Source organism: Agromyces sp. 3263, assembly GCF_031456545.1.
Classification (GTDB): domain Bacteria; phylum Actinomycetota; class Actinomycetes; order Actinomycetales; family Microbacteriaceae; genus Agromyces.
This window is the reverse complement of the sequence record NZ_JAVDUV010000002.1, coordinates 1,130,661-1,157,105: the sequence shown is the minus strand read 5'-3', so window position 1 is coordinate 1,157,105 and position 26,445 is coordinate 1,130,661. Positions and strand designations below refer to the sequence as shown.

The 26,445-nt window shown below is 71.8% G+C and carries 21 protein-coding genes and 1 tRNA gene; 17 read left to right on the top strand and 5 right to left on the bottom strand.

The window, feature by feature from the left end; genetic code table 11:
- Positions 1-66 precede the first annotated feature (66 nt).
- Positions 67-696, top strand: a complete 630-nt coding sequence (gene pth, locus J2X63_RS18640; RefSeq protein WP_396133174.1) for an aminoacyl-tRNA hydrolase — start codon at positions 67-69, stop codon at positions 694-696.
- A 43-nt stretch (positions 697-739) separates the two neighbouring features.
- Here pth and J2X63_RS18960 read toward each other — a convergent pair whose 3' ends face one another.
- A complete protein-coding gene (locus J2X63_RS18960) occupies positions 740-1,471 on the bottom strand; it encodes an RNase H family protein (RefSeq protein ID WP_396133173.1) in 732 nt (243 codons plus the stop codon).
- Positions 1,472-1,621: 150 nt separating this feature from the next.
- Between J2X63_RS18960 and mfd the strand changes: the two genes are divergently transcribed.
- Entirely contained in the window at positions 1,622-5,320 is a 3,699-nt protein-coding gene (gene mfd / locus J2X63_RS18630) for a transcription-repair coupling factor (protein WP_309980029.1), read from the top strand.
- A 51-nt stretch (positions 5,321-5,371) separates the two neighbouring features.
- On the opposite strand, the gene nhaA is transcribed toward mfd, so the two are convergent.
- Complete coding sequence (gene nhaA / locus J2X63_RS18625) at positions 5,372-6,580, bottom strand: Na+/H+ antiporter NhaA (RefSeq protein ID WP_309980027.1); 1,209 nt, start codon at positions 6,578-6,580, stop codon at positions 5,372-5,374.
- A gap of 254 nt (positions 6,581-6,834) precedes the next feature.
- Here nhaA and J2X63_RS18620 point away from each other — a divergent pair, with 254 nt between their 5' ends.
- On the top strand, positions 6,835-7,545 hold the full coding sequence (locus tag J2X63_RS18620) for a MazG family protein (protein ID WP_309980202.1): 711 nt from the start codon (positions 6,835-6,837) through the stop codon (positions 7,543-7,545).
- Between the two features lie 7 nt (positions 7,546-7,552).
- On the opposite strand, the gene J2X63_RS18615 is transcribed toward J2X63_RS18620, so the two are convergent.
- Positions 7,553-8,395, bottom strand: coding sequence for an NAD(P)-dependent oxidoreductase (locus J2X63_RS18615; RefSeq protein ID WP_309980025.1), 843 nt, complete (start codon positions 8,393-8,395; stop codon positions 7,553-7,555).
- Between J2X63_RS18615 and J2X63_RS18610 the strand changes: the two genes are divergently transcribed.
- The 12 genes from J2X63_RS18610 (at position 8,382) to J2X63_RS18555 (ending at position 22,374) form a co-directional block, all read left to right on the top strand.
- Entirely contained in the window at positions 8,382-9,011 is a 630-nt protein-coding gene (locus J2X63_RS18610) for a hypothetical protein (protein WP_309980023.1), read from the top strand. The two genes, J2X63_RS18615 and J2X63_RS18610, sit on opposite strands and share 14 nt — an antisense overlap.
- 60 nt (positions 9,012-9,071) lie before the next feature.
- Positions 9,072-10,340 carry a histidine--tRNA ligase gene (gene hisS, locus J2X63_RS18605; protein ID WP_309980021.1) on the top strand — a complete coding sequence of 423 codons (1,269 nt, stop codon included), beginning with the start codon at positions 9,072-9,074 and terminating at the stop codon, positions 10,338-10,340.
- Positions 10,341-10,525: 185 nt separating this feature from the next.
- Positions 10,526-11,467: a DUF559 domain-containing protein gene (locus J2X63_RS18600; RefSeq protein WP_309980019.1), complete on the top strand. Its 942-nt coding sequence runs from the start codon at positions 10,526-10,528 to the stop codon at positions 11,465-11,467.
- A gap of 255 nt (positions 11,468-11,722) precedes the next feature.
- Positions 11,723-13,003, top strand: a complete 1,281-nt coding sequence (gene eno / locus J2X63_RS18595; protein ID WP_309980017.1) for a phosphopyruvate hydratase — start codon at positions 11,723-11,725, stop codon at positions 13,001-13,003.
- Between the two features lie 71 nt (positions 13,004-13,074).
- Entirely contained in the window at positions 13,075-13,884 is an 810-nt protein-coding gene (locus J2X63_RS18590; protein ID WP_309980015.1) for a septum formation initiator family protein, read from the top strand.
- A complete protein-coding gene (locus J2X63_RS18585; RefSeq protein WP_309980013.1) occupies positions 13,881-14,444 on the top strand; it encodes a DUF501 domain-containing protein in 564 nt (187 codons plus the stop codon). The genes J2X63_RS18590 and J2X63_RS18585 overlap by 4 nt, the downstream gene beginning before the upstream one ends.
- Complete coding sequence (locus tag J2X63_RS18580; protein WP_309980011.1) at positions 14,441-15,724, top strand: S8 family serine peptidase; 1,284 nt, start codon at positions 14,441-14,443, stop codon at positions 15,722-15,724. The genes J2X63_RS18585 and J2X63_RS18580 overlap by 4 nt, the downstream gene beginning before the upstream one ends.
- A gap of 49 nt (positions 15,725-15,773) precedes the next feature.
- Positions 15,774-17,264, top strand: coding sequence for an NAD(P)/FAD-dependent oxidoreductase (locus J2X63_RS18575; RefSeq protein WP_309980009.1), 1,491 nt, complete (start codon positions 15,774-15,776; stop codon positions 17,262-17,264).
- A gap of 207 nt (positions 17,265-17,471) precedes the next feature.
- On the top strand, positions 17,472-20,990 hold the full coding sequence (locus J2X63_RS18570) for a hypothetical protein (RefSeq protein WP_309980007.1): 3,519 nt from the start codon (positions 17,472-17,474) through the stop codon (positions 20,988-20,990).
- Positions 20,991-21,024: 34 nt separating this feature from the next.
- Positions 21,025-21,098: transfer RNA gene (locus J2X63_RS18565), tRNA-Leu, on the top strand.
- A gap of 143 nt (positions 21,099-21,241) precedes the next feature.
- Positions 21,242-21,919: a DUF6766 family protein gene (locus J2X63_RS18560; RefSeq protein ID WP_309980201.1), complete on the top strand. Its 678-nt coding sequence runs from the start codon at positions 21,242-21,244 to the stop codon at positions 21,917-21,919.
- A 119-nt stretch (positions 21,920-22,038) separates the two neighbouring features.
- Entirely contained in the window at positions 22,039-22,374 is a 336-nt protein-coding gene (locus tag J2X63_RS18555) for a hypothetical protein (protein ID WP_309980004.1), read from the top strand.
- 74 nt (positions 22,375-22,448) lie between these two features.
- On the opposite strand, the gene J2X63_RS18550 is transcribed toward J2X63_RS18555, so the two are convergent.
- Entirely contained in the window at positions 22,449-23,288 is an 840-nt protein-coding gene (locus J2X63_RS18550) for an SDR family oxidoreductase (RefSeq protein WP_309980003.1), read from the bottom strand.
- Positions 23,289-23,454: 166 nt separating this feature from the next.
- On the opposite strand from J2X63_RS18550, the gene J2X63_RS18545 reads away from it, so the two are divergent.
- Positions 23,455-23,913 carry an SRPBCC family protein gene (locus J2X63_RS18545; RefSeq protein WP_309980001.1) on the top strand — a complete coding sequence of 153 codons (459 nt, stop codon included), beginning with the start codon at positions 23,455-23,457 and terminating at the stop codon, positions 23,911-23,913.
- Complete coding sequence (locus J2X63_RS18540) at positions 23,910-25,361, top strand: NAD(P)/FAD-dependent oxidoreductase (RefSeq protein ID WP_309979999.1); 1,452 nt, start codon at positions 23,910-23,912, stop codon at positions 25,359-25,361. The genes J2X63_RS18545 and J2X63_RS18540 overlap by 4 nt, the downstream gene beginning before the upstream one ends.
- A gap of 109 nt (positions 25,362-25,470) precedes the next feature.
- Here J2X63_RS18540 and J2X63_RS18535 read toward each other — a convergent pair whose 3' ends face one another.
- Positions 25,471-26,397 (bottom strand): Ppx/GppA phosphatase family protein, encoded by a 927-nt coding sequence (locus J2X63_RS18535; RefSeq protein WP_309979997.1) that lies wholly within the window; start codon positions 26,395-26,397, stop codon positions 25,471-25,473.
- Positions 26,398-26,445 lie beyond the last annotated feature (48 nt).

Here is a 26,445-nt window from a genome sequence, read left to right as displayed (position 1 = left end):
CTGCGGGCCGCAGGCCCCGTTCCATTCCCCCTGAACGATTCCCGCGCCGATCGGAAGGAGCCGCCCATGGGCCTCCTCGACCGATGGCGTGCTCGCCGGAAGGACGACGCCGTGGCCGAGAACACCTGGCTCGTGGTCGGGCTCGGCAACCCCGGCGCGCAGTACGCCGGCAACCGGCACAACGTCGGCCAGATGGTGGCCGACGAGGTCGCGGCGCGCGTCGGCGCGACCTTCAAGACGCACAAGACGCCGTCGCGCGTGGCCGAGGGGTTCCTGCGGCCGGGCGGCCCCAAGCTCGTCATCGCCAAGCCGAACAGCTTCATGAACACGTCGGGCGGGCCGGTGTCGGCGCTGCTGAAGTACTACTCGCTGCCCGCCGACCGGCTCGTGCTGGTGCACGACGAGCTCGACATCCCCTTCGACACCGTTCGCCTGAAGCAGGGCGGCGGACACGGAGGCCACAACGGGGTGCGCGACGTGTCGAAGGCCACCGACGACGGCGACTTCATCCGGGTGCGCGTCGGCGTCGGGCGCCCGCCCGGTCGGCAGGACTCCGCCGACTTCGTGCTGAAGGACTTCTCGGGCACCGAGCGGCAGTCGCTGCCGAGCCTGGTGTCGGATGCCGCGGACGCCGTCGAGGCGATCGTCGAGCACGGGCTCGTGGCGGCACAGCAGCGGTTCCACTCGCCCGCCTGATCACGGATGCCACGGCCACGCGGCCGCCCGGCTCCTGCCCGGCTCAGATGAGGCCGCGGAGGAAATCCTCTGGCGAGAGCCCCTCCCCGCGGGCTCGCTGCACGAGTCGGTCGTGCTCCTCGGTGGAGAGCTCGAGCGTGAGCGTGTGCCAGGCGTCGGGCTCGTCCTCCAGCGCGAAGAGCGCCGGCTCGTCGACCTCCGCCTCGGGCTCGCTCGCGTCTGCCGCCGGCCCGGACGCGCCCGCCTCGGTGGCCGCCGCGAGTTCGAGCTCGGCCTCCACCAGCCGGTGCGCCGCGACCTCGGGGGCGACCTCCGTGCCCGGCCAGCCCGGGCCCCCTGGGACGGCGCCCTTGCGACGATAGGCCTCGGCGACCGCGCGCGCCCGGGTGTCGGCGGCCTCGTTGAGCTCGTGGCCCACATGACCCCGCACCCACTCGAAGCGGTACCGACGGCCGGCGAGCTCGTCATCGAGCTCCTGCAGCAGGTCGACGTTCATGACCGGCTTGCCGTCGGCCTTTCGCCATCCCTTGCGCTTCCAGCCCGGCATCCACTTCGTGATGCAGTTGATCACGTACTGGCTGTCGCAGAGGACGAGCAGGTCGTCGTCGAGGTGCTTGGTCGCCCGGAAGAGCTCGAGCACGGCCTTCAGCTCCGCCTGGTTGTTCGTGGCGTGCGGCCAGCCGCCCGCCGCCCACGTGGTGTCGTCGACATACCAGGCCCAGCCGGCGGGGCCGGGGTTTCCGAGAGCCGAACCATCGGCGGCGGCAGTGATCACGGTGTCCTTCCGGGGTCGGTCTGGTGCGGCGCCCATCGTATCGGGCGCCTGCGACGCGGCGTCGCCCGTCCGCGTCGAGGCGTTCGGCCCGGCCGTTCGCCGGCAGCGCACGGTGGCGGGCTCGTCGGAGGCCGCGCGTAGACTCGGACGGTGATCCTGCAGGGCTTGAACACGGCGCTTTCGCGCGCCTCCACGATCGACGACGCGCTCGCCGAGGCCCTGCGGAACGCCGACTTCTCGGCTCCCGCGGGCATCGACGCGCCGCTCATCGCCGGCCTCCTCGAGCGCCGCATCGAGGCGGGCCTCCCGCCGGCGCTGCTCGTCGTCACGGCGACCAGTCGCGAGGGCGAGGCGCTGCGGGGCGCGCTGGCGCCGTACCTCGACGGTGGCGAGCTCCTCGAGTTCCCCGCGTGGGAGACGCTGCCGCACGAGCGGCTGAGCCCATCCGCCGAGACGGTCGGGCGCCGGCTGCACGCCCTGCGGCGGCTCCACGAGTGGCAGGCGGCCGGTTCGCGGCATCCGCTCGTCGTGGTCGCCTCGGTGCGCGCCGCACTGCAGCCGCTCGCGGACAACCTCGCCGACCTCGCGCCGGTCGAGCTCGTCGCCGGCGGCCGGGGATACGACCTGTCGCAGCTCGCGGTGCGGCTCGTCGACCTCGCGTACGCTCGCGTCGACATGGTCTCGCGCCGAGGCGAGTTCGCCGTGCGCGGCGGCATCCTCGACGTGTTCCCGCCCACCGCCGACCACCCCGTGCGCGTGGAGTTCTTCGGCGACGAGGTCGAGGAGCTGCGCGCGTTCTCGGTCGCCGACCAGCGTTCGCTGCCCGAAGTCGTCGAGCGTGTGCAGCTCGCCCCGAGCCGCGAGCTGCTGCTCACCCCGGCCGTGCGGCAGCGCGCCCGCGAGATGCTGCACGAGTTCCCGAGCCTCGCGGGCATGCTCGAGAAGATCTCGCAGGGCATCCCCGTCGAGGGCATGGAGTCGCTGGCTCCCGCGCTGCTCGAGCGGCTTGTGCCGCTCGCGCACTACCTGCCCGAGGGCGCCGCCATCGCGGTCGTGCAGCCCGAGCGCGTGGCGGGCCGTGCCGTGAGCCTCGCCGAGACGAACCGGGAGTTCCTCGGTGCCGCGTGGAGCGCCGCCACCGTCGGGGCCGAGGCGCCGATCGACCTGGCCGCCGGCGACTTCCTCACGATCCGCGAGTTCCGGCAGGCCGCGCTGTTCAGCGCGCCCGGCGAACCCGACACCCGCCGGGTGTGGTGGACCTTCTCCAGCTTCGACCTCGGCGATGCCGCCGAGGTGGTGGCGGCGTCATCCGATGCGGCGGCGGCGGAGGCGGCGGCCGGCGCCGCGTCCGAGTACGTGCGCATCGCCGCGAACGCCATGCCGAGCTTCGCGGGCAACGTCGCCGGAGCCGTCGACCACATCGGCGCGCGCCTGCGCGACGGGTGGCGCATCGTCGTGGCATCCGCCGGTCACGGCCTCGTCGAGCGCGCCCGCGACGTGCTCGCGGAAGCCGGCCTCGCCGCGCGCATCGTCGAGCAGGTGCCGGCCGACCTCGAGCCCGGCGTCGCCTACCTCGTGCAGGCCGAGGCCGCGCGCGGGTTCGAGGTGCCCGAGGCCAAGCTCGCGCTCATCGCCGAATCCGAGTTCTACGGTCGGGCGGCCGGCTACGACGCCCGCCAGAACACGAAGCTCGCCACCCGGCGGCGCAACGTCGTCGATCCGCTGCAACTCAAGGCCGGCGACTACGTCGTGCACCAGACGCACGGCATCGGCCGCTTCGTCGAGATGGTGCAGCGCGAGGTGGCCACGGGCAGCCGGCCCACCGGACCGAGCCGCACGGCCGGCATCCAGCAGCAGCCCACCGCTGTGCGCGAGTACCTCGTGCTCGAGTACGCGCCGTCGAAGCGCGGGCAGGCCGGCGACCGCCTCTTCGTGCCCACCGACCAGCTCGACCTGCTCAGCCGCTACGTCGGCGGTGAGGCGCCCACCCTCTCCAAGATGGGCGGCAGCGACTGGGCCCAGGCGAAGGGTCGCGCCCGCAAGGCCGTGCGCGAGATCGCCGTGGAGCTCGTCAAGCTCTACTCCGCCCGCATGGCCGCGAAGGGCCACGCATTCGGGCCCGACACGCCCTGGCAGCAGGAGCTCGAAGAGGCGTTCCCGTTCGCCGAGACGCCCGACCAGCTGCAGACGATCGACGAGGTCAAGGCCGACATGGAGCGGCCGATCCCCATGGACCGGCTCCTCGCCGGCGACGTCGGGTTCGGCAAGACCGAGGTCGCGGTGCGCGCCGCATTCAAGGCCATCCAGGACGGCAAGCAGGTCGCGATGCTGGTGCCCACGACCCTGCTCGTCAAGCAGCACCTCGAGACGTTCAACGAGCGGTTCGCCGGGTTCCCCGTGCACGTGCGCGCGCTCTCGCGGTTCCAGACCGACAAGGAGGTGCGCGAGACCGTCACGGGCCTCGCCGACGGCACCATCGACATGGTCATCGGCACGCACCGCATCCTCACCGAGCAGGTGAAGTTCAAGGACGTGGGGCTGCTCATCATCGACGAGGAGCAGCGCTTCGGCGTCGAGCACAAGGACCAGCTCAAGAAGCTCAAGACCAACGTGGACATCCTCGCGATGAGCGCCACGCCGATCCCGCGCACGCTCGAGATGGCCGTCACCGGCATCCGCGAGATGTCGACGCTCGCCACACCGCCCGAGGACCGGCATCCGATCCTCACCTTCGTCGGCCCGTACTCCGAGCAGCAGGTCGCCGCCGCGATCCGCCGCGAGATGCTCCGCGAGGGCCAGGTGTTCTTCGTGCACAACCGGGTGTCGTCGATCAATCGCGTCGCCGCCCAGCTCTCCGAGCTCGTCCCCGAGGCGCGCATCGCCGTCGCGCACGGCCAGCTCAACGAGCACGTGCTCGAGCAGATCGTGGTCGACTTCTGGGAGCGAAAGTTCGACGTGCTCGTCTCGACGACCATCATCGAGACCGGCCTCGACATCTCGAACGCCAACACGATCATCATCGACCGCGCCGACAAGTACGGCCTGTCGCAGCTGCACCAGCTGCGCGGCCGCGTCGGCCGCGGACGCGAGCGCGCCTACGCGTACTTCCTCTGGGACGCGCAGAAGCCCCTCTCCGAGACGGCGCACGACCGCCTCTCCACGATCGCCGCCAACAACGAGCTCGGCGGCGGCATGCAGATCGCCCTGAAAGACCTGGAGATCCGCGGCGCCGGCAACCTGCTCGGCGCAGAGCAGGCCGGCCACATCGCCGGCGTCGGGTTCGACCTGTACCTGCGCATGATCGGCGAGGCGGTGTCCGCGTTCCGAGGCGATGTCGCCGAGGGCCAGACCGAGCTGCGGCTGGAGCTGCCCGTCGACGCGCACATCCCCGAGGACTACGTCGACTCCGAGCGGCTGCGCCTCGAGATCTACCAGAAGCTGTCCGCAGCCAGCGGGCCGGCCGCCAAGGAGGGCCAGATCGACGCGGTCGTCGACGAGCTCGTCGACCGCTACGGCACGCCGCCCGACGCGGTGACGCACCTCGTCGCGATCTCACGGCTCCGCCGCCAGGCGCAGCTGGCGGGGCTCTCCGACGTCATCGCCACCGGCTCCAAGCTCCGCATCGCGCCCGCGAACATCCCCGACTCGCGGCGCGTGCGACTCGAGCGCCTCTACCCGGGCGCGAAGCACTTCGCGCAGAACGACGTCATCCTCGTGCCGTTCCCGACGCCCGGGGGCGAGCTGCCCGGAGACGCCGACCTCATCGAGTGGGTGTCGCGGCTCGTCGCGGCGATCTTCCCGGTTCCGGATGCCGCGGCGCCGGCGTCCGAGGCGTCCGCCACCGCCTGACCGGTTCGGCGAGCGGGGCGCACGTGGCCGGCGCGGGTGGCCGGCGCGGCCTCAGTGCGCGAAGGTGCCGCCGCCGCCCGCGCCCGATGCCGCGCCCCGGCGCCGGTACTGCCGCGAGCGGATCGTGACGAACACCGCCGACAGCACGATGGCGATGCCCGACCCGAGCAGCACCGCGAGGGTGCCCTCGTCGGCGACCTCGGGGAGACCGGCGAACGCGAGCTCGTTCATGAGCAGCGAGACCGTGAAGCCGATGCCGCCGAGTGCGGACACCACCGCCAGGTCGCCGAAGGTGAGGGGCGTGGTGCCCGGCTTCGGCCGGGCCATGAGTCCGCCGAGGAGCCCGGCGAGGGAGATGCCCACGATCTTGCCGACCGGAAGGCCCACCAGGATGCCCCAGAACGCCGGTTCGAGCTCGCTCGGCGACACCTGCGGCACCGGCACCATCGCCGCGGTGAAGGCGAACAGCGGAAGGATGACGCCGTTCGACCACGGCTCGAGCGCGTGCGCCGCGCGCCCGGCCGGACGCCGGGCCATGACGAGGCCGAGCGCCACGCCCGCGATCGTCGCGTGCACGCCCGACAGGTACACGAAGTACCAGGCGAGCACGCCCAGCACGATGAGCAGCGCCATGATCGGCCACTGCGGCCGGCGCGAGAGGATCCAGCTCGACCGTGGCTTCATGAGCCTCGAGACCATGCCGAACAGCGTGATCGCGATGACGCCGAAGCCGAGCGCGGCCAAGTCGGCGTCGGTTGTGAAGAAGAACGCGATGATGAGGATCGCGATGAGGTCGTCGAGCACGGCGAGCGCGAGCAGGAACACGCGCACGCGGGTGGGCAGGAACCGTCCGAAGACGGCGAGCACGCCCAGCGCGAAGGCGATGTCGGTCGCGGTCGGGATCGGCCAGCCGTCGACCGTCGGGGTGCCCGCCGTGAAGGCGAGGAAGATGCCGGCCGGAACGACCACGCCGCCGACGGCGGCGATCGCGGGAAGCAGCGCCTTCGACAGCGAGTTCAGCTCGCCGATGACGAGCTCCCGCTTGAGCTCGACGGCGACGATGAAGAAGAAGATCGCGAGCAGCCCGTCGCTGACCCAGTGACCCGTCGACAGGTCGAGTCGGAGCCACGGGATCTCGAGATGCGCGTTCTTCAGGTCGACCGCGGCGGGGCCGATCGGGAGATTGGCGATGACGAGGCCGAGCACGGCCGCCACGAGGAGCAGCGCGGCGGCGAATCGTTCGGAGCGGAGGACGTTCATGCGACTCCCTGTGGGTGAAGTCTCGGTGCCACGGCGGTGCAGTACGTACGGTACGACTTGCCGGGCGCGGAAGGGGGCGACGACGTTCGACGTCGGCCGACCAGCCTTCCCGGCACTCCGCCGCCAATCCTATCGAGGTGCCCGCCCGCAGCGCCTAGCATGGCGGAGACGGCGCGCCGGGGATTCGGCGGCCGCCGGAGGGAGCGAGCGTGGGCGACATCCGCAACGGGCCGCAGGCCGTCACCCCGGAACCGATGCGAGCCGGGCCGGCGGATGCCTCGGCGCTCGACGAGCTCATCCGCACCGTCGCACTGCTGCGCGCCCCCGGCGGCTGCCCGTGGGACGCGGACCAGACGCACGAGAGCCTCGTGCAGTACCTCGTCGAGGAGAGCTGGGAGCTCATCGACGCGATCGAGTCGGGCGACCGCGACGAGATGATCGAGGAGCTCGGCGACGTGCTCTACCAGGTGCTGTTCCACGCCGACATCGCCGCGCACACGCCCGGCGAGGACTTCGACATCGAGGACGTCGCGGCGCACATGACCGCGAAGATGGTGTCGCGGCATCCGCACGTCTTCGGCGGCGACCGCACCGCCGAGACGGCCGACGACGTGGTCTCGTTCTGGGAGGACCTGAAGGCCGACGAGAAGCCGCACCGCACGAGCGTGCTCGACGGGATTCCACGCGGCATGCCCGCACTGGCCCTGGCGCAGAAGGTGATCGGCAAGGCCGAGAAGGCCGGGGTGGTCGTCGAGCCGGTTCCGGATGCCGCGGCGCCCGCGGCGCCCGACACGGAGGACGAGCTGGGTCGCATGCTGTTCTCGCTCGTGGCATCCGCCCGCTCGCAGGGACTCGACGCCGAGCGGGCCCTGCGGCACGCCGTGCGCGGGTTCGAGGAGGAGGTACGTGCGGCCGAGCGCGCCGCGGCCGACGCCGACCGCGCCGGAGCCGACGCCGACCGCTGAGTCGCGTTCAGTCGAGCCCGAGCCCGTCGCGCCACGATGGGCGCGACGGGGACCAGCCGAGCGAGCGCGCGAGGCCGTTGTCGGCGGCCCGGCCCGGCGCGCCGGCCACGAGCTCCAGCGCGTCGCCCGCGTAGCCGCCGCGTTCGGCGAGTACCGGACCCCAGTCGGCCAGTCGGGCGGGGTCGTCGTCGACCACGTTCACCGCGCCGGCCGGCCAGTCGAGGGCGAGCACGGTCGCCGCCACGGCGTCGTCGACGTGGATCCAGCTCGTGTGATCGGTCGTCGCCACCACGCGGCCCGCTCCCGCCTCGCGCGTGAGCATGCCGTCGGGCGCGTACCAGGTGCCCGCCCCGTAGAGGAGCCCGTATCGCAGCACGGTGCCGTGCGGCATCCGCGCGAGGTCGCGGTCGAGCGACTCGACGGGCGCGTAGACCGGGCCGCCGGTGACCGGGTCGACGGCTGCCGGCTCATCCTCGGTCGCGGGTCGTTCGCCCGGCTCGTACCGCCAGGAGACGCTCTCGGCGATCATCCGGTCCACGCCGGCCTCGAGTGCGCCGTCGACGAGGTTCGCCGTGCCCTCCACGCGGAGGCGCGCATTGCCCGCCCAGTCGCGGCCCGACAGGTCGGTGAGCAGGTGCACGATCGCGTCGGGACGCGCCGCGGCGATGGCCGCGGCGACGGAGGCGGGATCGAGTGCGTCCATGGCGACCGGTTCGCCGCCGGCGTCGAGGATCGCCCGGCGCCGATCGGCGTGCCGGGTCGTGCCGACCACCGTATGGCCGTCCGAGAGGAGGGCGGGGAGCAGAAGGGAGCCGAGGACGCCGGTCGCGCCGGCGATGAGCACGCGCACGATCGCGAGCCTAGGCGGGGCCACGACGGTCGACAAGGGCAGCGCGGTGACGCGGCATCCGGCCCGCGGCGGGTCGCCCGCACCGAAGCGACTGCTGCGGCATCCGCCGTCGGAGGGGTCGCGCGCAGCACCGCGGTCGGCGTACCGTCGGCTCAACGGATGGGGAGGCGCCATGGGGATCGAGGAGGAGCGGCTCGCCGAGTACTTCGATGCGTACGCCGCAGCGCTGCGCGAGTTCGACGCGGACGCCACCGCCGAGCTGTGGGGGCTGCCCGGGATGATCGTCACCGACGACTTCGCAGGCGCGCTCGAGAGCCGCGCCGACCTGTCGGCGGCGTTCGAGGCGTCGTACCCGCTCTACCGGCGCCTGGGCCTCGAGTCCGCGGTGCCCGAGATCCGCTCCATGACCGCGCTCACCGACCTCATCGCGATGGTGCGCGTGCGTTGGAGCCACCTCGACGGCGACGACGACGTGATCGTCACGATCGACTTCGAGTACCTCGTGCGCGACGACGCCGACGGGCTGCACGTGTACGTCGCCGTGGGCATCGACGAGGCCGACGCGCTGCAGCGGGCGGCGCGGGCTCGCGGAGTCGACCTCGACCTGTTCGGCTGAGGCCGTGCGCTCGTGCCGATCCGCCACGGGCGGCGGCCGCGTGCTGGAAGAATGGTCGGCATGGCCGCATCCGTCACCCCTCCGCGCGGCATGCGCGACTTCCTCCCCGCCGAGAAGGCCCGCCGCGAGCACGCGCTCGGCGTGATCCGCGGCGTGTACGCGGCGCACGGCTTCGACGAGATCGAGACGCCCGTGATGGAGGACTCCTCACGGCTGCACGCCGGCCTCGGCGGCGACAACGAGAAGCTCGCCTTCGCCGTGATGAAGCGCGGCCTGACGCCCGACGACCTCGCCGCGGCCGCGGCATCCGGCGACGCGCTCTCGCTCGCCGACCTCGGCCTGCGCTACGACCTCACGGTGCCCCTCGCCCGGTTCTACGCCACGCACCGCGCTGCGCTGCCGCCGGTGTTCCGGTCGATCCAGATCGCGCCGGTCTGGCGTGCCGAGCGCCCGCAGAAGGGCCGCTACCGCCAGTTCGTGCAGTGCGACATCGACATCATCGGCGAGGCCGGTCCGCTCGCCGAGCTGGAGCTGCTCACCGCGACCCTCGCGACGCTCGACGCCCTCGGCCTCGGCGGCTGCACCATCCGCATCAACGACCGGCGCATCCTCGCGGGCATCCTCGGCTCGTGGGGGGTGCCCGACGAGCTCCGGGAGCGGGCGCTCATCACGATCGACAAGCTCGACAAGATCGGGGTCGGGGGAGTCGCGGCCGAGCTCGCCGCGCTCGGCGTCATCGACGACCGCACGGATGTCGCGGCCGAGCTCGAGGCGCTGACCTCGGCCGACTGGCACCTGCACGACGGGGTCGTCCGACCACCCGCCTGGCTCGACCTCGACGCGTACCGCGACCTCCTCGCGCTGCGCGAGGCGCTGCCCGACGCGGCGATCGAGTTCGACCCCACCCTCGTGCGCGGCATGGGCTACTACACGGGCACCATCTTCGAGATCGCCCACCCCGACCTGGGCTACTCGCTCGGCGGCGGAGGACGCTACGACCACATGATCGGGCGCTTCCTCGGCCAGGAGGTGGCCGCGTGCGGCTTCTCGATCGGCTTCGAGCGCATCGTCGACCTGCTCGCGGTGCGCGACGAGGCGCGTCCCCGCGCGGTCGTGCTCGTGTACGACGCCGAGGTCGAGCCGGCGGCGCTCCTCGCGCTGAAGCACGAGCTCGTGGCATCCGGCGCCCGCGTGCGGTTCGAGCGCCGCGTGAAGAACCTGCGCGCGCTGCTCGACCGGGTCACCGCCGACGGCTTCGACGCGTTCGCGACCGTGACGACCGAGACGACGGATGCCTCGTCGCTCGCGTTCCGCGACCTCGGCGCGTAGCCGCCGCGCGCGGCGCCATGCCGCCGCGCGGCCCGCGCGCCCGGCGCCCCCCGCCCGACCCCGAGATCGCGCGAATCGCGGGTACTCGCGGCGGGGACCCGCGAGGTGCGCGCTTTCGGGGCTGCGGGCGGCCAGCCTGTGGAGAGACGACGCCCCACGGACCAGTGGTGGCGCATGGTGGGCGGATGACCCGCCGCACCCCGCTCCCCGTCCACATCCGCGGCTCGGCGTTCCTCGTGCGCGAGACGGAGTTCCACGAGGCGACGCCGGGCCGGCTCCGCGCCTCGGACCTGCAGCGGCCGTTCACGGGCGTGAGGTCGGTCGGTCTCGACCTCGGCGAGGTCATCGATCGCTGTCGTGCCTTCTCGCCGCTGCTCCGCCCCGGTGAAGCCTTCAGCCATGCCACCGCTGCCGAGTTGCTCGGACTTCCGCTTCCGTCGTCGACGCGTCGTGGAGGGGCGTCGGGGGAGCTCAGAGCTCTCCACGTCATCGCGCCCCCGGGAACGTGTCCGACCCGCACGCGCGGCGCTGTCGGCCACCGGAGCGATCGACCGGTGCCGGTCATCATCCAGCACGGACTCCCCATCGTCGACCCGCCACTGCTCTGGTGCCAGCTCGCCGCCGACCTGTCTCGCGAGGACCTCGTCGCGGTCGGCGATGCGCTGGTGACCGGCCCACGGCGGGGCGGGATCCGACGTGCGGCCCACTCGACGCCGACCGAGCTCTCGACGGCGGTTGACGCCTGGGGCGCGCGGCGTGGATCACGGCGTCTCCGGTGGGCGCTCCCGCGTGTCAGGATCGGCGCGGAGTCGCGTCCCGAGAGCCACACGAGGTTGCTCGTCATCGCCGCCGGCCTGCCCGAGCCCGTCATCAACCAGCCGATCGCGGTGGCGGAGATGGGGGTGATCCACCCCGATCTCGCCTACCCCGAGTGGAGGATCGCGCTCGAGTACGAGGGCGACGGGCATCGCACCGACCGGCGGGCCTGGCAGGCGGACATCCGACGGCATCGGGCGCTGGCCGCTGCGGGCTGGACCGTCATCCGCGTGACCGCCGACGACGTCTTCGCCGACAGCGAGCAGTTCATCGCCCGAATCCGGCAGCACATCGCACTCGCGGGAGGCTGACGCGCCGAGAGTGCGCAGATCGCGGGTGCAAGGCCGACGGACTAACGATCAGCGCACTCTCGGTGCGGGTGACGCGAGGGTGACGGGCGGATGCCGCGCACGGATGCCGCGCGCCCGCGGCATCCGTCGACCCACTGTCCCCGCAGCGTCGCGCCCCGACCGCGGTCCAAACACGAGTCGTGAGCATTACTAGACTGGCCTGCGGATCACGACGGAGTCGTCCGACGCACACCCCCCATCACAGAGGAGTTCACTGTGGCATTCATCGAAGCTGTAGGCGCCCGCGAGATTCTCGACTCGCGCGGCAACCCGACCGTCGAGGTCGAGGTGCTGCTCGACGACGGCTCGCTGGCCCGTGCGGCGGTGCCCTCGGGCGCGTCGACCGGCGCCTTCGAGGCGTACGAGCTGCGCGACGGCGACAGCGACCGCTACCTCGGCAAGGGCGTGCAGAAGGCCGTCGACGCCGTGCTCGACGACCTCGGCCCCGCCGTCGAAGACCTCGACGCCGCCGACCAGCGCCTCGTCGACGCCGCCCTCATCGAGGCCGACGGCACCGACAACAAGAGCCGCCTCGGCGCCAACGCCATCCTCGGCGTGAGCCTCGCGGTCGCCAAGGCCGCCGCCGACTCGGCCGACCTCCCGCTGTTCCGCTACCTCGGCGGCCCGAACGCGCACGTGCTGCCCGTGCCGATGATGAACATCATCAACGGGGGCGCGCACGCCGACACCGGCGTCGACATCCAGGAGTTCATGGTGCTGCCGATCGGCGCGCCCACCTACTCCGAGGGCCTCCGCTGGGGCGTCGAGACCTACCACGCGCTGAAGAGCCTGCTGAAGTCGAAGGGCCTGTCCACCGGCCTCGGCGACGAGGGCGGCTTCGCGCCCGACTTCGCGTCGAACCGCGACGCGCTCGACTTCATCGCCGAGGCGATCGGCAAGGCGGGCTTCACGCTCGGCACCGACATCGCGCTCGGCCTGGATGTCGCGGCCACCGAGTTCTTCGAGAACGGCGTCTACCGCTTCGAGGGCAAGGACCGCACGTCGGCAGAGATGAGCGCGTACTACGGCGAGCTCGCCGCCGCCTACCCACTCATCTCCATCGAAGACCCGCTCGCCGAGGACGACTGGGAGGGCTGGGCGGCGCTCACCGAGCAGCTGGGCTCGAAGCTGCAGCTCGTCGGCGACGACCTGTTCGTCACCAACCCGAAGCGCCTCGCCGACGGCATCGCCAAGCGCGCCGGCAACTCGATCCTCGTCAAGGTCAACCAGATCGGCACGCTGACCGAGACGCTCGACGCCGTGAAGCTCGCGCAGCGCGCCGGCTACACCGCGGTGCTCTCCCACCGCTCGGGCGAGACCGAGGACACGACCATCGCCGACCTCGCGGTGGCGACCGATTGCGGCCAGATCAAGACGGGCGCGCCCGCCCGGTCGGAGCGCGTCGCGAAGTACAATCAGCTCCTGAGGATCGAAGAAGAGCTCGGCGAGGCCGCGGTGTACGCGGGTCGCTCCGCGTTCCCCCGATTCACGGCCTGACCAGCCTGATCGTGACGGGGGCGGCCGTGGGGCCGTCCCCGTCGTGCTTCCTGGGAGAGTGAGGAGGGGCGATGCATCCGGATGCTCCGCGCCCTCCGCGCTCGTCGGGCGTGCCGCGTCGGCCGGCCAACGCCGAGGCGCTGTCGTCGCCGCGCCCGAAGGCGAGCGGCGCCGGGGGCGCGACGGCCAAGCCGGGATCGTCCTCGGCCGGCAAGACCGGCAAGACCGGCACGACCCGCAAGACCGGCAAGGCCAGCGGCGCCGGCGGCGCGAAGACTCCCGCGGCCAAGGCCGCAGGCACGAAGGCCACCGCCGCGAAGACGCCCGCCTCGAAGTCCGCGCCGAAGTCGAGCACCACGAAGCCGCCGCGCGCACGCACCCGGCGCGGGGCCTCCGCCGGCTCGGGCGGTGCCGGTGGAGCGGCCGGCGCCGACCGCGCAGGCTGGCTCAGCGGCATCCGATTCTCAGGCTTCTCCGTCATCATGATGGGAGTGCTCGTGCTCGCCGTGGTCGTGCTGGCGCCGACCATCGCGGCGTTCGCGCAGCAGCGGCAGCAGATCGCCGAGTTGCGGGCCTCGGTCTCCCAGCAGGAGGACGAGGTGCAGCGGCTGCGGGATGAGCGCGAACGCTGGAACGACGAGACGTTCATCATGACCCAGGCACGCGAGCGGTTGTACTACGTGATGCCCGGCGAGGTGAGCTACCTCGTCATCGACGACCGGACCGAGGCGGCCAAGGCGGATGCCGCCGCAGAGGTCTCGGCAGATGTGACCGAATCGAAGGGCGACTGGATGCGCACGCTGCTCGACTCCGTGATGACGGCGGGACTCGCCCCGACGTCGACGGATGCCCCGGCGCCCGCCGAGGGAGGCGCGCGATGACCCGCCCGCCCTTCGAGCCCGTGAGCGAGCGCGACATCCGCATCGTGTCGGCGCAACTCGGGCGGCCCGCGCGCGACGTCGTCGGCATCCCGGCGCGCTGCGCGTGCGGGGCTCCGACCGTGGTCGCGACCGCACCGCGCCTGTCCGACGGCACGCCGTTCCCGACCCTGTACTACCTGACGCATCCCGCGGCGACCGCGGCGATGTCGTTCCTGGAGGCCGGGCAGCTCATGGTCGAGTGCTCCGAGCTGCTCGCCTCCGACGACGAGGTGCGCGCCGCCTACGAGCGCGCCCACCGCGACTACCTTGCCGACCGCGAGTCCATCGGGGTGGTCGCGGAGATCGCGGGCATCTCCGCGGGCGGCATGCCGACGCGGGTGAAGTGCCTGCACGCGCTGGCCGCGCATTCGCTCTCGGCGGGGCCGGGCGCGAACCCGATGGGTGATCTCGCGCTCGAGCGCTCGCCGTGGTCGCCGAGCGTCTGCCAGTGCCCCGACTACGGCGTGGACCTGCCCGACCCGGCCGACCCCGCCGACGACGAGACCGGCGGTCGTCCGTGACCGCACGGGCTCGCCGCCCGTTCGCCGTCGTCGCGAAGGCCGCCGCGGCCGCCGCGGCGGCCACCGTCCTCGCGCTCGCGGGCGCGGCACCGGCCCACGCCGACACGGTGCGCGACCTCGAGTACTGGCTCACCGACTACGGCTTCACGACGGCGTGGAACAGCTCGCAGGGCGAGGGCGTGACCGTCGCGATCATCGACACCGGGGTGAGCGGCGACGTCGCCGAGCTGCGCGGTGCCGTCGTCGGCGGCACGGATGTCTCGGGCCTCGGCACGCCCGACGGGCAGACGCCCGTCGGTGACGACCCCGACCACGGCACCCTGGTCGCGTCCCTCCTCGCGGGTCGCGGCACCGGCGAGGGCAACGGCGTCATCGGCGTCGCTCCGAAGGCCGACCTGCTCTCGGCGTCTGTCGCGTTCGGGCAGGACACGGGTGCGGTGAAGTCGAACGACGACCAGATCGCCGAGGCGGTGCGGTGGGCGGTCGACAACGGCGCCGACGTCATCAACATGTCGCTGACGCGGAACACCCGCGACTGGCCCGAGAGCTGGGACGACGCGTTCACGTACGCGTTCGAGAACGACGTCGTGGTCGTCGCGGCGGCCGGCAACCGGGGGAGCGGCACGAGCGAGGTCGGCGCACCCGCCACGATCCCCGGCGTGCTCACCGTGGCGGGCGTCGACCGCGACAAGAACGCGAGCTTCGACGCCAGCTCGCAGGGCATCACGATCGCGGTGGCGGCCCCGAGCGAGGACCTCGTCGGCGCCCTGCCCGACGGCAGCTACGTGCAGTGGGACGGCACGAGCGCCGCGGCGCCGATCGTCTCGGGCCTGGTGGCCCTCATCCGCAGCGAGTACCCCGACCTCGACGCCGCGAACGTCATCGAACGACTCATTCGCACGGCCGATCGGCACGGGCAGGAGAACGTGCCCAGCCCGCTCTACGGTTGGGGCATCATCGACCCGGTCGAGGCGCTCACCGCGGACGTGCCCGAGGTCGACTCGAGCCCCCTCGGGAGCCTTGCGGAATGGATCACCATCCACCGGCGAGCGGATGCCCCGACCACCGCGCCCGACAGTGAGGAGCAGGTGATCGTGCCGATCGCCGATCCGCCCCCGCCGAGGTCGGACGGCGCGCAGACCCTCCTGCCCACGGCGTGGACGCTGGCGTATATCACGGTGCCGCTCTCGTTGGTCGCGGGGTTTGGTACGCTAGCAGCGCTGTTGGGCATCGGCGCCACTCGGCATTCCAGGCGGACTGTCCGCAATCGCGAGCAGTGATCGCACGCACCAGGCCGCACGCACCAGAAATATGAGGAGTCCATTCACCGTGCCCAAGATTCTCATCGTCGGCGGTGGTTATGCGGGGTTCTACACGGCGTGGAAGCTCGAGAAGTGGCTGCGGCCCGGCGAGGCCGAGGTCACGATCGTCGACCCGCTGCCGTACATGACCTACCAGCCGTTCCTCCCCGAGGTCGCGGCCGGCTCCATCGAGCCCCGTCACGCGGTGGTCGCGCAGCGCCGCCACCTCAAGAAGACCAACGTGGTCACCGCGAAGGTCACCCACGTCGACCACGCGTCGAAGACGGCGACGATCACGCCCGAGGTCGGTGAGCCGTGGGAGTTCGAGTACGACGTCATCGTCGTCACCGGCGGCGCCGTCTCGCGCACCTTCCCGATCCCCGGCATCGCCGAGAACGCGGTCGGCCTGAAGTCGATCGAAGAGGCCGTGTTCATCCGCGACCGGGTGCTCGACAACTTCGACAAGGCGTCGACGCTCCCGCCGGGTCCCGAGCGCGAGCGCCTGCTCACGTTCGTCGTCGTCGGCGGCGGATTCGCCGGCATCGAGGTCTTCGCCGAGCTGCGCTCGTTCGCCAGCTCGCTGCTCGAGTACTACCCCCAGATCACCTTCGACGAGACGCACTTCCACCTCATCGAGGCGATGGGCCGCATCATGCCCGAGGTGTCCCTCGAGACGAGCCACTGGGTCATCAAGCACCTCGCCCAGCGCGGCGCCGAGATCCACCTCGACACGCAGCTCACGAGCGCGGTCGACGGCAAGATCGAGCTCTCGACGGGCGAGACCTTCGAGACCGACCTGATCGTGTGGACGGCCGGCGTCATGGCGAACCCGGCCATCGTGCGCTCGAGCGACCTCCCCGTCGAGGAGCGCGGCCGCGTGCAGACCCGTGCCGACCTCCGCGTGGGCGACGAGGACGACTTCGTGCCCGACGCGTGGGCTGCCGGCGACATCGCCGCGGTCCCCGACCTCTCGGGCGGCGGCGTGGGCGGCTACTGCGTGCCCAACGCGCAGCACGCGGTGCGACAGGGCAAGCTCCTCGCGAAGAACATCGTGGCGGTGCTGCGCGGCGAGGAGCCGAAGGAGTACTTCCACAAGAACCTCGGCGCCGTCGCCGGCCTCGGCGTCGGCCAGGGCGTGTTCCAGTCGGGCAAGCTCGCGATCAAGGGCCTGCTCGCCTGGTTCGCACACCGCGGCTACCACGGCCTCGCCATGCCGAGCTGGGAGCGCAAGTTCCGCGTCTTCTGGGGCTGGTGGAACAACTTCTGGCTCGGCCGCGACATCGTCGGCCTTCCCGCACTGCAGCAGCCGCGCGCCCAGTTCGAGCTGTTCGCCGCGCGTCCGAAGCCCGCGGCCTCGGCGCCCGCGCCCGCGCCGGTCGCGGCATCCAGTGCCGCAGCGCCGAAGGCCGTGAAGGCCAAGGCCAAGCCTGCCGAGGCCAAGCCGGCCGAGGCGAAGGCGGCCGAGACCACGTCCTCGGACGCCAAGGCCGACGCGGCCGAGCCCGTCGCCGCCAAGTAGCAGTCCCACGAACCGCCGATCCGGCGTGAGGCGCCTCCGGGTGACTCACGCCGGATTCGTGCGTTTCTGCCAGAGTGAGGAATCCTTGCTCCGGTGGTGGGCGCCGTGCAACAATGCGAGAGTTCCGGGGGGAACGGGCGCGATATCGCGTCACCACACTGGGGGGTTCCTGTGGGAGCACACGTGGGCGAGCGCTCGAATCGCGCCATGCTCCGCTTCTGTGCGCTGGTGGTGGTCGGCGGTCTCATCGGCGCCGGCTCCGTCGCGCTCGAGCAGTTGACGTCCGTCGATCCCCTCGGCGCTCCGGCGCCGGCGGTCGCCGCTCCCGGCGATCCGGGAGAGCCGGCGCCGCCGACCGTGGTGTTCCAGGAGGATTTCGAGAACGCTCCGGACGTCGGCACTCCGACGCTGCTCACGAGCTACGTGTCCAGCATCGGCGGCACCTACACGGCTGACGCGTTCTGGAGTTCCATCGCGCGATGCAACGGGTTCGTCACGTCGTCGACGAACACGAAGCTCGCGGGCATGTGCAACTCCGACGGCTCGAACGGCGATCTCTGGTTCAATTCGCTCCGGAAGCTCACGTACGGAATCGGACTGATCAACGGATCGGCGAACCCGTTGACGAACAGTGCGAACGCGGCGTTCTCGATCGGCGGCGGCGCCAACAACGGCGTCATGTTCGAGACGGTGAGCCCGATTCCGCTGCCGACGCCGTCTCGATTCCTCACCTTCTCGGTCAGCGCCTCCGCGCTGAACTGCAACCTCACGGACCAACCCCGTCTTCAGTTCTCGCTCAAGGAGGGCGTCACGCAGCTTCCCATCGGCGCGCCGATCAACCCGTGCACCGATCCTCGAGGGGCCACGGTGGTCACCACACCGCCCATCCAAGGTGGCGACAACCGGACCGAGGTGCGGGCGGGCATCTTCCCGGCCTCGACCTCGTTCATCACGACCTCGAATTCCGTGGGGATCGTCATGCGCAATCTCACCGGCGGCGGCTTGGGGAATGACGCGGCGTTCGACGACATCCGCATCCTCGACGTGACGCCCTCGTTGGACAAGTCGTTCTCGACCCCGGACTTCGACGGGGTGTCGACGCTGACCTTCACGGTGACGAACACCGCGGAGCTGGCGTCGAAGGTGGGATGGTCGGCGACCGACAACCTGCAGCCCGGCCTGGTCGTGGCGAGTCCGTCGAACGCGTCGTCGACCTGCGCGAACGGGGTCGTGACGGCGGCGACGGGGGGCGGCACGATCGGCTTGGCGGGCGACATCCCCGCGGGTGTGCCGTTCTGCACGTTCACGGTCGATGTGACGGCGGCCACGACGCCGACGCTGGAGGCGCCGCAGAACTACCAGAACTGTCCCACGAATCTCTCCGCGGTCGTCGGGCTGGACCCGCCGAGCACCTGTGCGACGGTGACGTTCGTCGCGCCGGCGGCGCTCGAGATCTCGAAGACCTCCACGGCGACCGTGGCGTCGCGGGCGGGCGACATCGTGAACTACGCCGTGACCGTCCGGAACAGCGGGGGGACACCGTACACGGCGGCCGATCCGGCGTCATTCACCGATGACCTGTCGGGGATCACCGACGACGGGACGTACAACGGCGACGCGACCTCGTCGGGGAGCGCCCCGCCGCCGACGGTCGTGGGCGACGAGCTGAGCTGGTCGGGACCTCTCGGAGTGGGCGAATCGGTGACGATCGGCTATTCGGTCACGCTCACGCTCGCCGGCGACGGAGTGCTGTCGAACGTGGCCACGTTGCCAGACGGCGGCACCGCGTCGACGCTCGTCGAGATCCCGATCGCGCCATCACTCTCGATCGTCAAGTCCGCGACGCCGTCGGATCCCGACAGCTTCGACGTGGGGACCGAGGTGACGTACTCGTTCGTGGTGACGAACACCGGCAACGTGGCGATCACCGACCCCGTCGTCGCCGACGTCGGGTTCACCGGTGCCGGCACGCTGTCTGCACTGGTGTGCGACCCCGTGACCGAGCTGTTGCCCGGCGACCAGCTGCTGTGCACGGCGACGTACACGGTCGAGCAGGACGACGTCGACAACGGCGGCGTCGAGAACGCGGCGACCGTGACCGGCGACGACCCCGATGGTGCCGACGTGACGGCGACCGCGACGACGTTGGCGATCCCGACCGCGGCGGAGCCCGGCATCAGCCTGGACAAGACCGCCAGTCCTGGTCCGTACACCGCGGCCGGACAGGTCGTCACCTACTCGTTCCTGCTGACCAACACGGGGAACGTCACGCTCGATGACGTGGCCGTCGCGGAGGATGCGGCGCTGTTCACCGGTTCGGGCACCGTCTCGGCTGTGAGCTGCCCCACGAACACGCTGATCCCGGGCGCGACGGTCACCTGCACGGCGACGTACACGCTCTCGCAGGCGGACGTCGACGAGGGGTCGATCGAGAACACGGCCACGGCGAGTGCCACGTCGGATCTGGCCGGGTCGGTCGAGTCCGCGCCTGATTCGACCTCGACGACGATCGAGCCCGCCCCCGCGATGACGGTCGTGAAGACCGCCGGCCCCGGTGGGTTCACGGAGGCGGGCGAGATCGTGACGTACTCGTTCATCGTCGGGAACACCGGCAACGTGACGCTGTCGGATGTCGCGGTCAGCGAGGTCGAGTTCACCGGCACTGGCACCGCGCCGGTGATCACGTGCCCGCCGGCCGAGATCGCGTCCCTGGCGCCGGGCGACGACGTGACGTGCACCGCGACGTACGCGCTGACCCAGGCCGACATCGACTCCGGTTCGGTCATCAACACGGCGTCCGCGAGCGCGACCCCGCCGGTCGGGCCCGTGGTGACGGCCACGCCGTCCGTGGCTCCCATCACCTTCGTGGCCTCGCCGTCGTTGTCGATGGACAAGACCTCCGACCCGACGACGGTCACGGCCCCTGGACAGGAGATCACGTACTCGTTCCTGATCACCAACACGGGCAATGTCACCATCGACGACGTCATGGTGACGGAGGGCTCGTTCACCGGAAGCGGCCCGTTGTCCGCCGCGGTGTGCCCAGCCGGGGCAGCCGAGTTGCTGCCCGACGCCTCGGTGACCTGCACCGCGACGTACACCGTGACGCAAGCGGACATCGACGGCGGCAACCTGGTCAACTCGGCAGCCGCGTCCGGCGTGCCACCGTCGGGGTCGATGATGTCGTCCACGGAGGACATCGCCACCGTCGCGGTCGACGCGGTCGCCTCGCTCGCGCTGGTGAAGTCCGTCGATCCGGTCGCGGTGATCGGGGCGGGCACCACGGTGACGTACACGTTCACGGTGACGAACACGGGGGCGATCACGCTGTCGGGGATCGCCATCGCCGAGGCGTCGTTCACCGGCACAGGGACCCCTCCAGTGATCGTGTGTCCGGAGGATGAGCTCGCCCCGAGTGCGTCCCTCGAGTGCGTGGGGACGTACGTGACCACGGCGGCGGATCTCACGGCCGGGCGGGTGGAGAACTCGGCGACCGCGACGGCGTCGACGCCGCAGGAGGGCACGGTGGAGAGCGACATCGCGAGCGTGTCGTTCGACGTGCTGCCGGTGCCGCCGATCCCGGTCGCGCCGCTCGTGCCGCCGGGGCCGGCCGGGTTGGCTTCGACCGGCACTGCGGCGACGGTGACGCTGATGACGGTCGGCACCCTGGCTGCCCTGCTCGGTGCGCTGATCCTCGCCGCACGACGGCGGTGGACCGCGAAGTAGTGTGGGTGCGTGGCGCCGGCCCTGCCGGCGCCGCGCTCCCGTAGCCCAATCGGCAGAGGCAGGCGACTTAAACTCGCTCGAGTCTGGGTTCGAATCCCAGCGGGAGCACCGCGACCGCGCTCCGTCAACCCGCTGCCGCGTCGCCCGGACCGGCGTTATCTTCGCGGCATGAAGGTCCTCTCGACGACATGGATCGTCGGCATCGCCGTCGGTCTCGTCTACATGCTCGGCATCGGGCTCTCGGGGCGGTGATCAGCGTGCGCATCCGGCAGCATTCGCTCAGCATCTTCTTCGCCGTGCTCTTCGTGCTCGCGCTCATCGGCCAGTCGATCGCCGGGCTGATCTCGTTCAACGAGGAGCAGCTCGCGCACGGCGCCGCGGCCGTGACGTGGCTCGACTTCGTGACGTCGTCGGAGTTCGTCGTCGACGTGGCCGAGAACTGGCAGTCCGAGTACCTGCAGTTCTTCCTCTTCATCTTCGCGACGATCTGGCTCGTGCAGGCCGGGTCGCCGGAATCGAAGGAGGTCGGGCACGAGGGCATCGGCAGCGACGAGGAGCAGAAGGTGGGTCGGTACGCCGAGCCCGAGTCGCCGTCCTGGGCGAAGGCGACGGGCTGGCGGCAGACGGTGTACAGCAACTCGCTCCTCATCACCATGGGCGCGATCTTCGTGCTGTCGTGGCTCGCGCAGGGCATCGCCGGCCACACCGTGTTCAACGCCGAGCAGGCGGAGCACGGGCAGGACCTCCTCACCTTCGGGGAGTACCTCCTCTCCGCCGACTTCTGGAACCGGACGCTGCAGAACTGGCAGTCCGAGTTCCTCGCGGTGGGCAGCATGGTGGCCCTGTCGATCGTGCTGCGGCAGCGTGGCAGCTCCGAGTCCAAGCCGGTCGGCACCCCGCACCACGAGGGAGCGGTGAGCGCCGAATAGGCCTCGCTCGCGAGCTGGCGCGGGGGTGGGCGCGGTGGGTTCGGCCCGCATAACGCGCCGGATCGTGGCCGTCAAGCCGCTCCCGAACGGCCCTGCGCGGCGGCATCCTGTATCTCGTGATGACGATCGTGTACGCCGGGGGCGAGTTGCTGACCGGCGATGAGATTGCCGAGGCGTTGCTCACCTACAGCCAGGCACTTGCACAGAGCGAGACCGCGTCGACGGTGGAGATCCCCACGCTCGACGACGACGGGGAGCGCCAGATGGTCAAGGTGCTCGTCGGCCCCGCGAGCCAGATCATGGCGAAGCCCGCCGATTCCCCGTTCGGCGAGTTGCGCGACCCCGACGTCCTGGCGCACCTCGCGGCCATGACCGCGCGGCTGCAGCCTACGCGGAATGTCCCATCCGCGGCGTCGGGGACCGACGACCTCCCCGAGTGGGTCGACGACCTCTGAGGCGAGTCCCGGTCACACGATGACGGATGCCGCAGCCGGCCGGCTGCGGCATCCGCTCGTCGCGATTCGCGGCCTCAGAGGATCGGCTTCCCTCCGGTGACGGCGATGCGGGCGCCCGACACGTAGCTGGCCTCATCGGAGGCGAGCAGCACGTAGACCGGCGCGAGCTCGGCGGGCTGCGCCGGGCGCTTCATCGGGACCTGCTGTCCGAAGCTCTCCACCTTCTCGGGCGGCATCGTCGACGGGATGAGCGGCGTCCACACCGGTCCCGGTGCGACACTGTTGGCCCGGATGCCCCGCTCGGCGAGCAGCTGGGCCAGGGACGCGGTCATGTTCGCGATGCCGGCTTTCGTCGCGGCGTAGGGGATCAGCGACGGCGACGGCATGTCGGAGTTCACCGAGGAGGAGCCGATGATCGAGGCGCCCTCGCCCAGGTGCGGCAGTGCCGCCTTGACGAGGTGGAAGAACGCGCTCAGGTTGACCGCGATGGTGCGATCCCATTCCTCGTCGGGGATCTCCTCGAGCGTGGGGTGGTCCATCTGGAACGCGGCGTTGCTGACGAGCACGTCGATGCGGCCGAACTCCGAGACCGCCTTCGCGATGACCTCGCGGCAGTGGGCGGGGTCGGCGAGGTCGCCCGAGATCGACACGGCGCGGCGCCCGGCCTCCTCGACGTAGCGGCAGGTCTCCGCGGCATCCTCGTGCTCGTCGAGGTAGCTCACGAGCACGTCGGCTCCCTCGCGCGCATAGGCGATCGCCACGGCCTTGCCGATGCCGCTGTCGGCGCCGGTGATGACCGCGACCTTTCCCTCGAGCCGCCCGGATCCCCGGTAACTCTCCTCGCCGTGGTCGGGCTTCGGGGTCATGTCCTGCTCGGAGCCCGGAGGCTCCTGCTGCTGTGCCGGCTGGTTCATGTCGGTGCGCCCTTCTCGGTTCGTCCTGGATCGTCTGTTCATCCCACAAGCGCTCCACTTCGCCGACAACCGGGTTGACAGCCGGGTGTCAATCCCGCGACACGGTCTCGGCGCGCGGTTAGCGTCGGGGTGGGTCGTGCGACCGGCCGGCCCGGAGGGGAACCCAGTGTCTCGCAACGTTCGCGCCATGCGGTGCTCGCCCGAGGCGGTGTTCGAGGTCCTCGCCGACGGATGGCTCTACCCGGGCTGGGTCGTGGGCGCGTCGCGGATGCGTGCGGTGGACGGGGACTGGCCGGCCGAGCGCAGCGAGCTCCACCACTCGGTCGGCGTGTGGCCGCTGCTCATCGACGACGACACCGTGAGCCTCGAGTGGGATCCGCCGCGCCGCGCCGTCGTGCGCGCCAAGGGGTGGCCCATCGGGGAGGCTCGCGTGACGATCGACGTGCGAGAGGGGTCGCGCGGATGCATCGTCCGGATCCAGGAGGAGCCGGTCGAGGGTCCGGGCAGCTGGATCCCGCGGTTCCTCACCGATCCCATGCTCTACGTCCGCAATCGGGAGACCCTGCAGCGGCTGGCGTTCCTCGCCGAGGGGCGCGAGGGCGCGTCCAGGAGGCGCAGCGGGTGACCGACGTGGACGCGGTCGTCGTCGGAGCCGGGCCGAACGGACTCGCCGCGGCGGTCACGCTCGCGAGGTCGGGACTCTCGGTGCAGGTCTTCGAACGCAACCCGACGATCGGCGGCGGCGCGCGCACGTCCGAGCTCACGCTGCCCGGATTCCGGCACGACGTCTGCTCGGCGGTGCATCCGATGGCCCTCGCATCGCGATTCTTCCGCGAGTTCCAGCTCGCGCGGCGCATCGAGCTGCGGTTGCCGCCGGTCTCGTACGGGCATCCGCTCGACGGCGGCCGGGCCGGGCTCGCCTACCTCGACCTCGACCGGACCGCGGAGGGACTCGGCCGGGACGGCGCGGCGTACCGCCGCCTGATGGCGCCGCTCGTGGCACGCGCCGACGACGTCGCCGGCTTCACGGGCAGCAACCTGCTCGGGGTGCCCGCGCATCCGGTGACCGCGGTACGGTTCGGCCTCCGGGCACTGGAGCAGGGCTCGCCCCTGTGGAACGCCCGCTTCGCGGAGGACGTCGCACCGGCGATGCTCACCGGGGTCGCGGCCCACACCATCTTGCCGATGCCGGGGGTCGCGCCGGCCGGTGCCGGTCTCGCGCTCGGCACCTACGCCCACGCCCGAGGCTGGCCGATCCCGGTCGGCGGCAGCCAGGCCATCGTGGACGCGCTCGCCGCCGACCTGCTGGCGCACGGCGGCCGGATCACCACGAACGCCGAGGTGACGGCGCTCGACGAACTGCCGTCGGCGCGCGCCATCCTGGCGGACGTGACCCCGCGAGCACTCCTCCGAATCGCCGGGCGCAGCGTGCCAGGCGCCTACGCCCGGGCTCTGCGCCGCTTCCGCTACGGCAACGGCGTCGCGAAGGTGGACTTCGCCCTCTCGGGGCCCGTCCCGTGGGCCGACCCCGGCCTCGCCGGAGCGGGCACCGTGCACGTCGGCGGCACCCGGGCGCAGATCGCGCGCGCCGAACACGACGTGGCGCTCGGACGGCACAGCCCATCGCCGTACGTGCTCGTCTCGCAGCCCTCCATCGTCGACGACTCGCGCGCCCCGGCGGGGCGGCACGTGCTGTGGACGTACACCCACGTGCCGCGCGGCTCGACGCTCGACCAGCGGGAGGCGATCACGCGGCAGATCGAGCGGTTCGCCCCCGGATTCCGCGACCTCGTGCTAGCGGCATCCAGTCGCACCGCGGAGGACATCGAGCGGTACGACCCCAACTACGTCCTCGGCGACATCGCCTCGGGCACGCCGTCGATCGGGCAACTGCTGCGCCGACCGGTGTGCTCGCCCGACCCATGGCGCACGCCTGTTCCCGGCGTGTACCTGGCGTCGGCCTCGACGCCGCCGGGCCCCGGCGTGACCGGGATGAACGGGTGGTACGCCGCGCTGAGCGCGCTGCGGCACGAGTTCGGCGTGCGCGCGTTGCCGAACCTGTCGACCGGATGACGCGACCCGCGCCGCCCGACCGGCGCAACGGCCGCAAGGGCCCGCGGGCACCGGTCACCGCCGAGGCTCCCGCGCAGCCGCGTACTCCGCCCTGCGGCGCCGCGCCGCCTCAGCCCAGGCGGTCGAGGCGCCGCAGGATGAGGCCCTCGCGGAGCGCCCAGGGTGACACCTCGAGCTCGTCGACCTTGAACGCGCGCATGGCCTCGGAGAGCACGACGGCGCCCGCGACGATCTGGAAGGTGCGGTCGGCGGTGATGCCGGGCAGCGCGGGACGCGCGTCGGCGGGGATCTTCGCGAGCCTCGGGGTCCAGTCGTCGAGGCCCTCACGGGTGAGCACGGAGCGCTCGGTGGAGCCGACGCCGTCCTCGACGCTGCCGGCCAGCCGCGCGAGCGAGCGGATGGTCTTCGACGAGCCGACGACGTGATCGGGCGCGGGGAGCGCACGGAAGGACCCCACGGCCTCGGCGAGCACCGCGCGGGCGTGGGCGCGCAACGCGGCGACCTGTTCGGTCGAGGGCGGGTCGTCGGGCAGGAACGCGATGGTCGAGCGTCCGGCGCCGAGGGGGAGCGAGTGCGCGACATCCGGGATCTCGTCGATGCCCTGCGCGACCTCGAGCGAGCCGCCGCCGATGTCGAAGAGCAGGATCCGCTCGGCCGACCAGCCGTACCAGCGCCGCACGGCGAGGAACGTGAGCCGGGCCTCGTCGTCGCCCGACAGCACCTGCAGTTCGACGCCCGTGCGCCGGGCGACGAGGGCGAGCACCTCCTCGCCGTTCGTCGCCTCGCGGATGGCGGAGGTGGCGAACGCGAGCAGTTCGTCGATGCCCGCCTCCTTCGCGGCATCCGCTGCGCTGCCGATCGCCTCGAGGATGGCGCGGACGCCCTCGTCGCTGATGGCGCCGTCGGCTTCGAGGTAGCGCATGAGCCGGAGCACCTGCTTGTGCGACGCGGTCGGGATGGGGCGGGCGCCGGGATGTGCATCGACGACGAGCAGGTGGACGGTGTTGGAACCGACGTCGAGAACCCCGAGGCGCATGGTGCGAGCGTAGCCGCTGGCGCGTGCGCGGTCGGCGGGTTTCGTGCA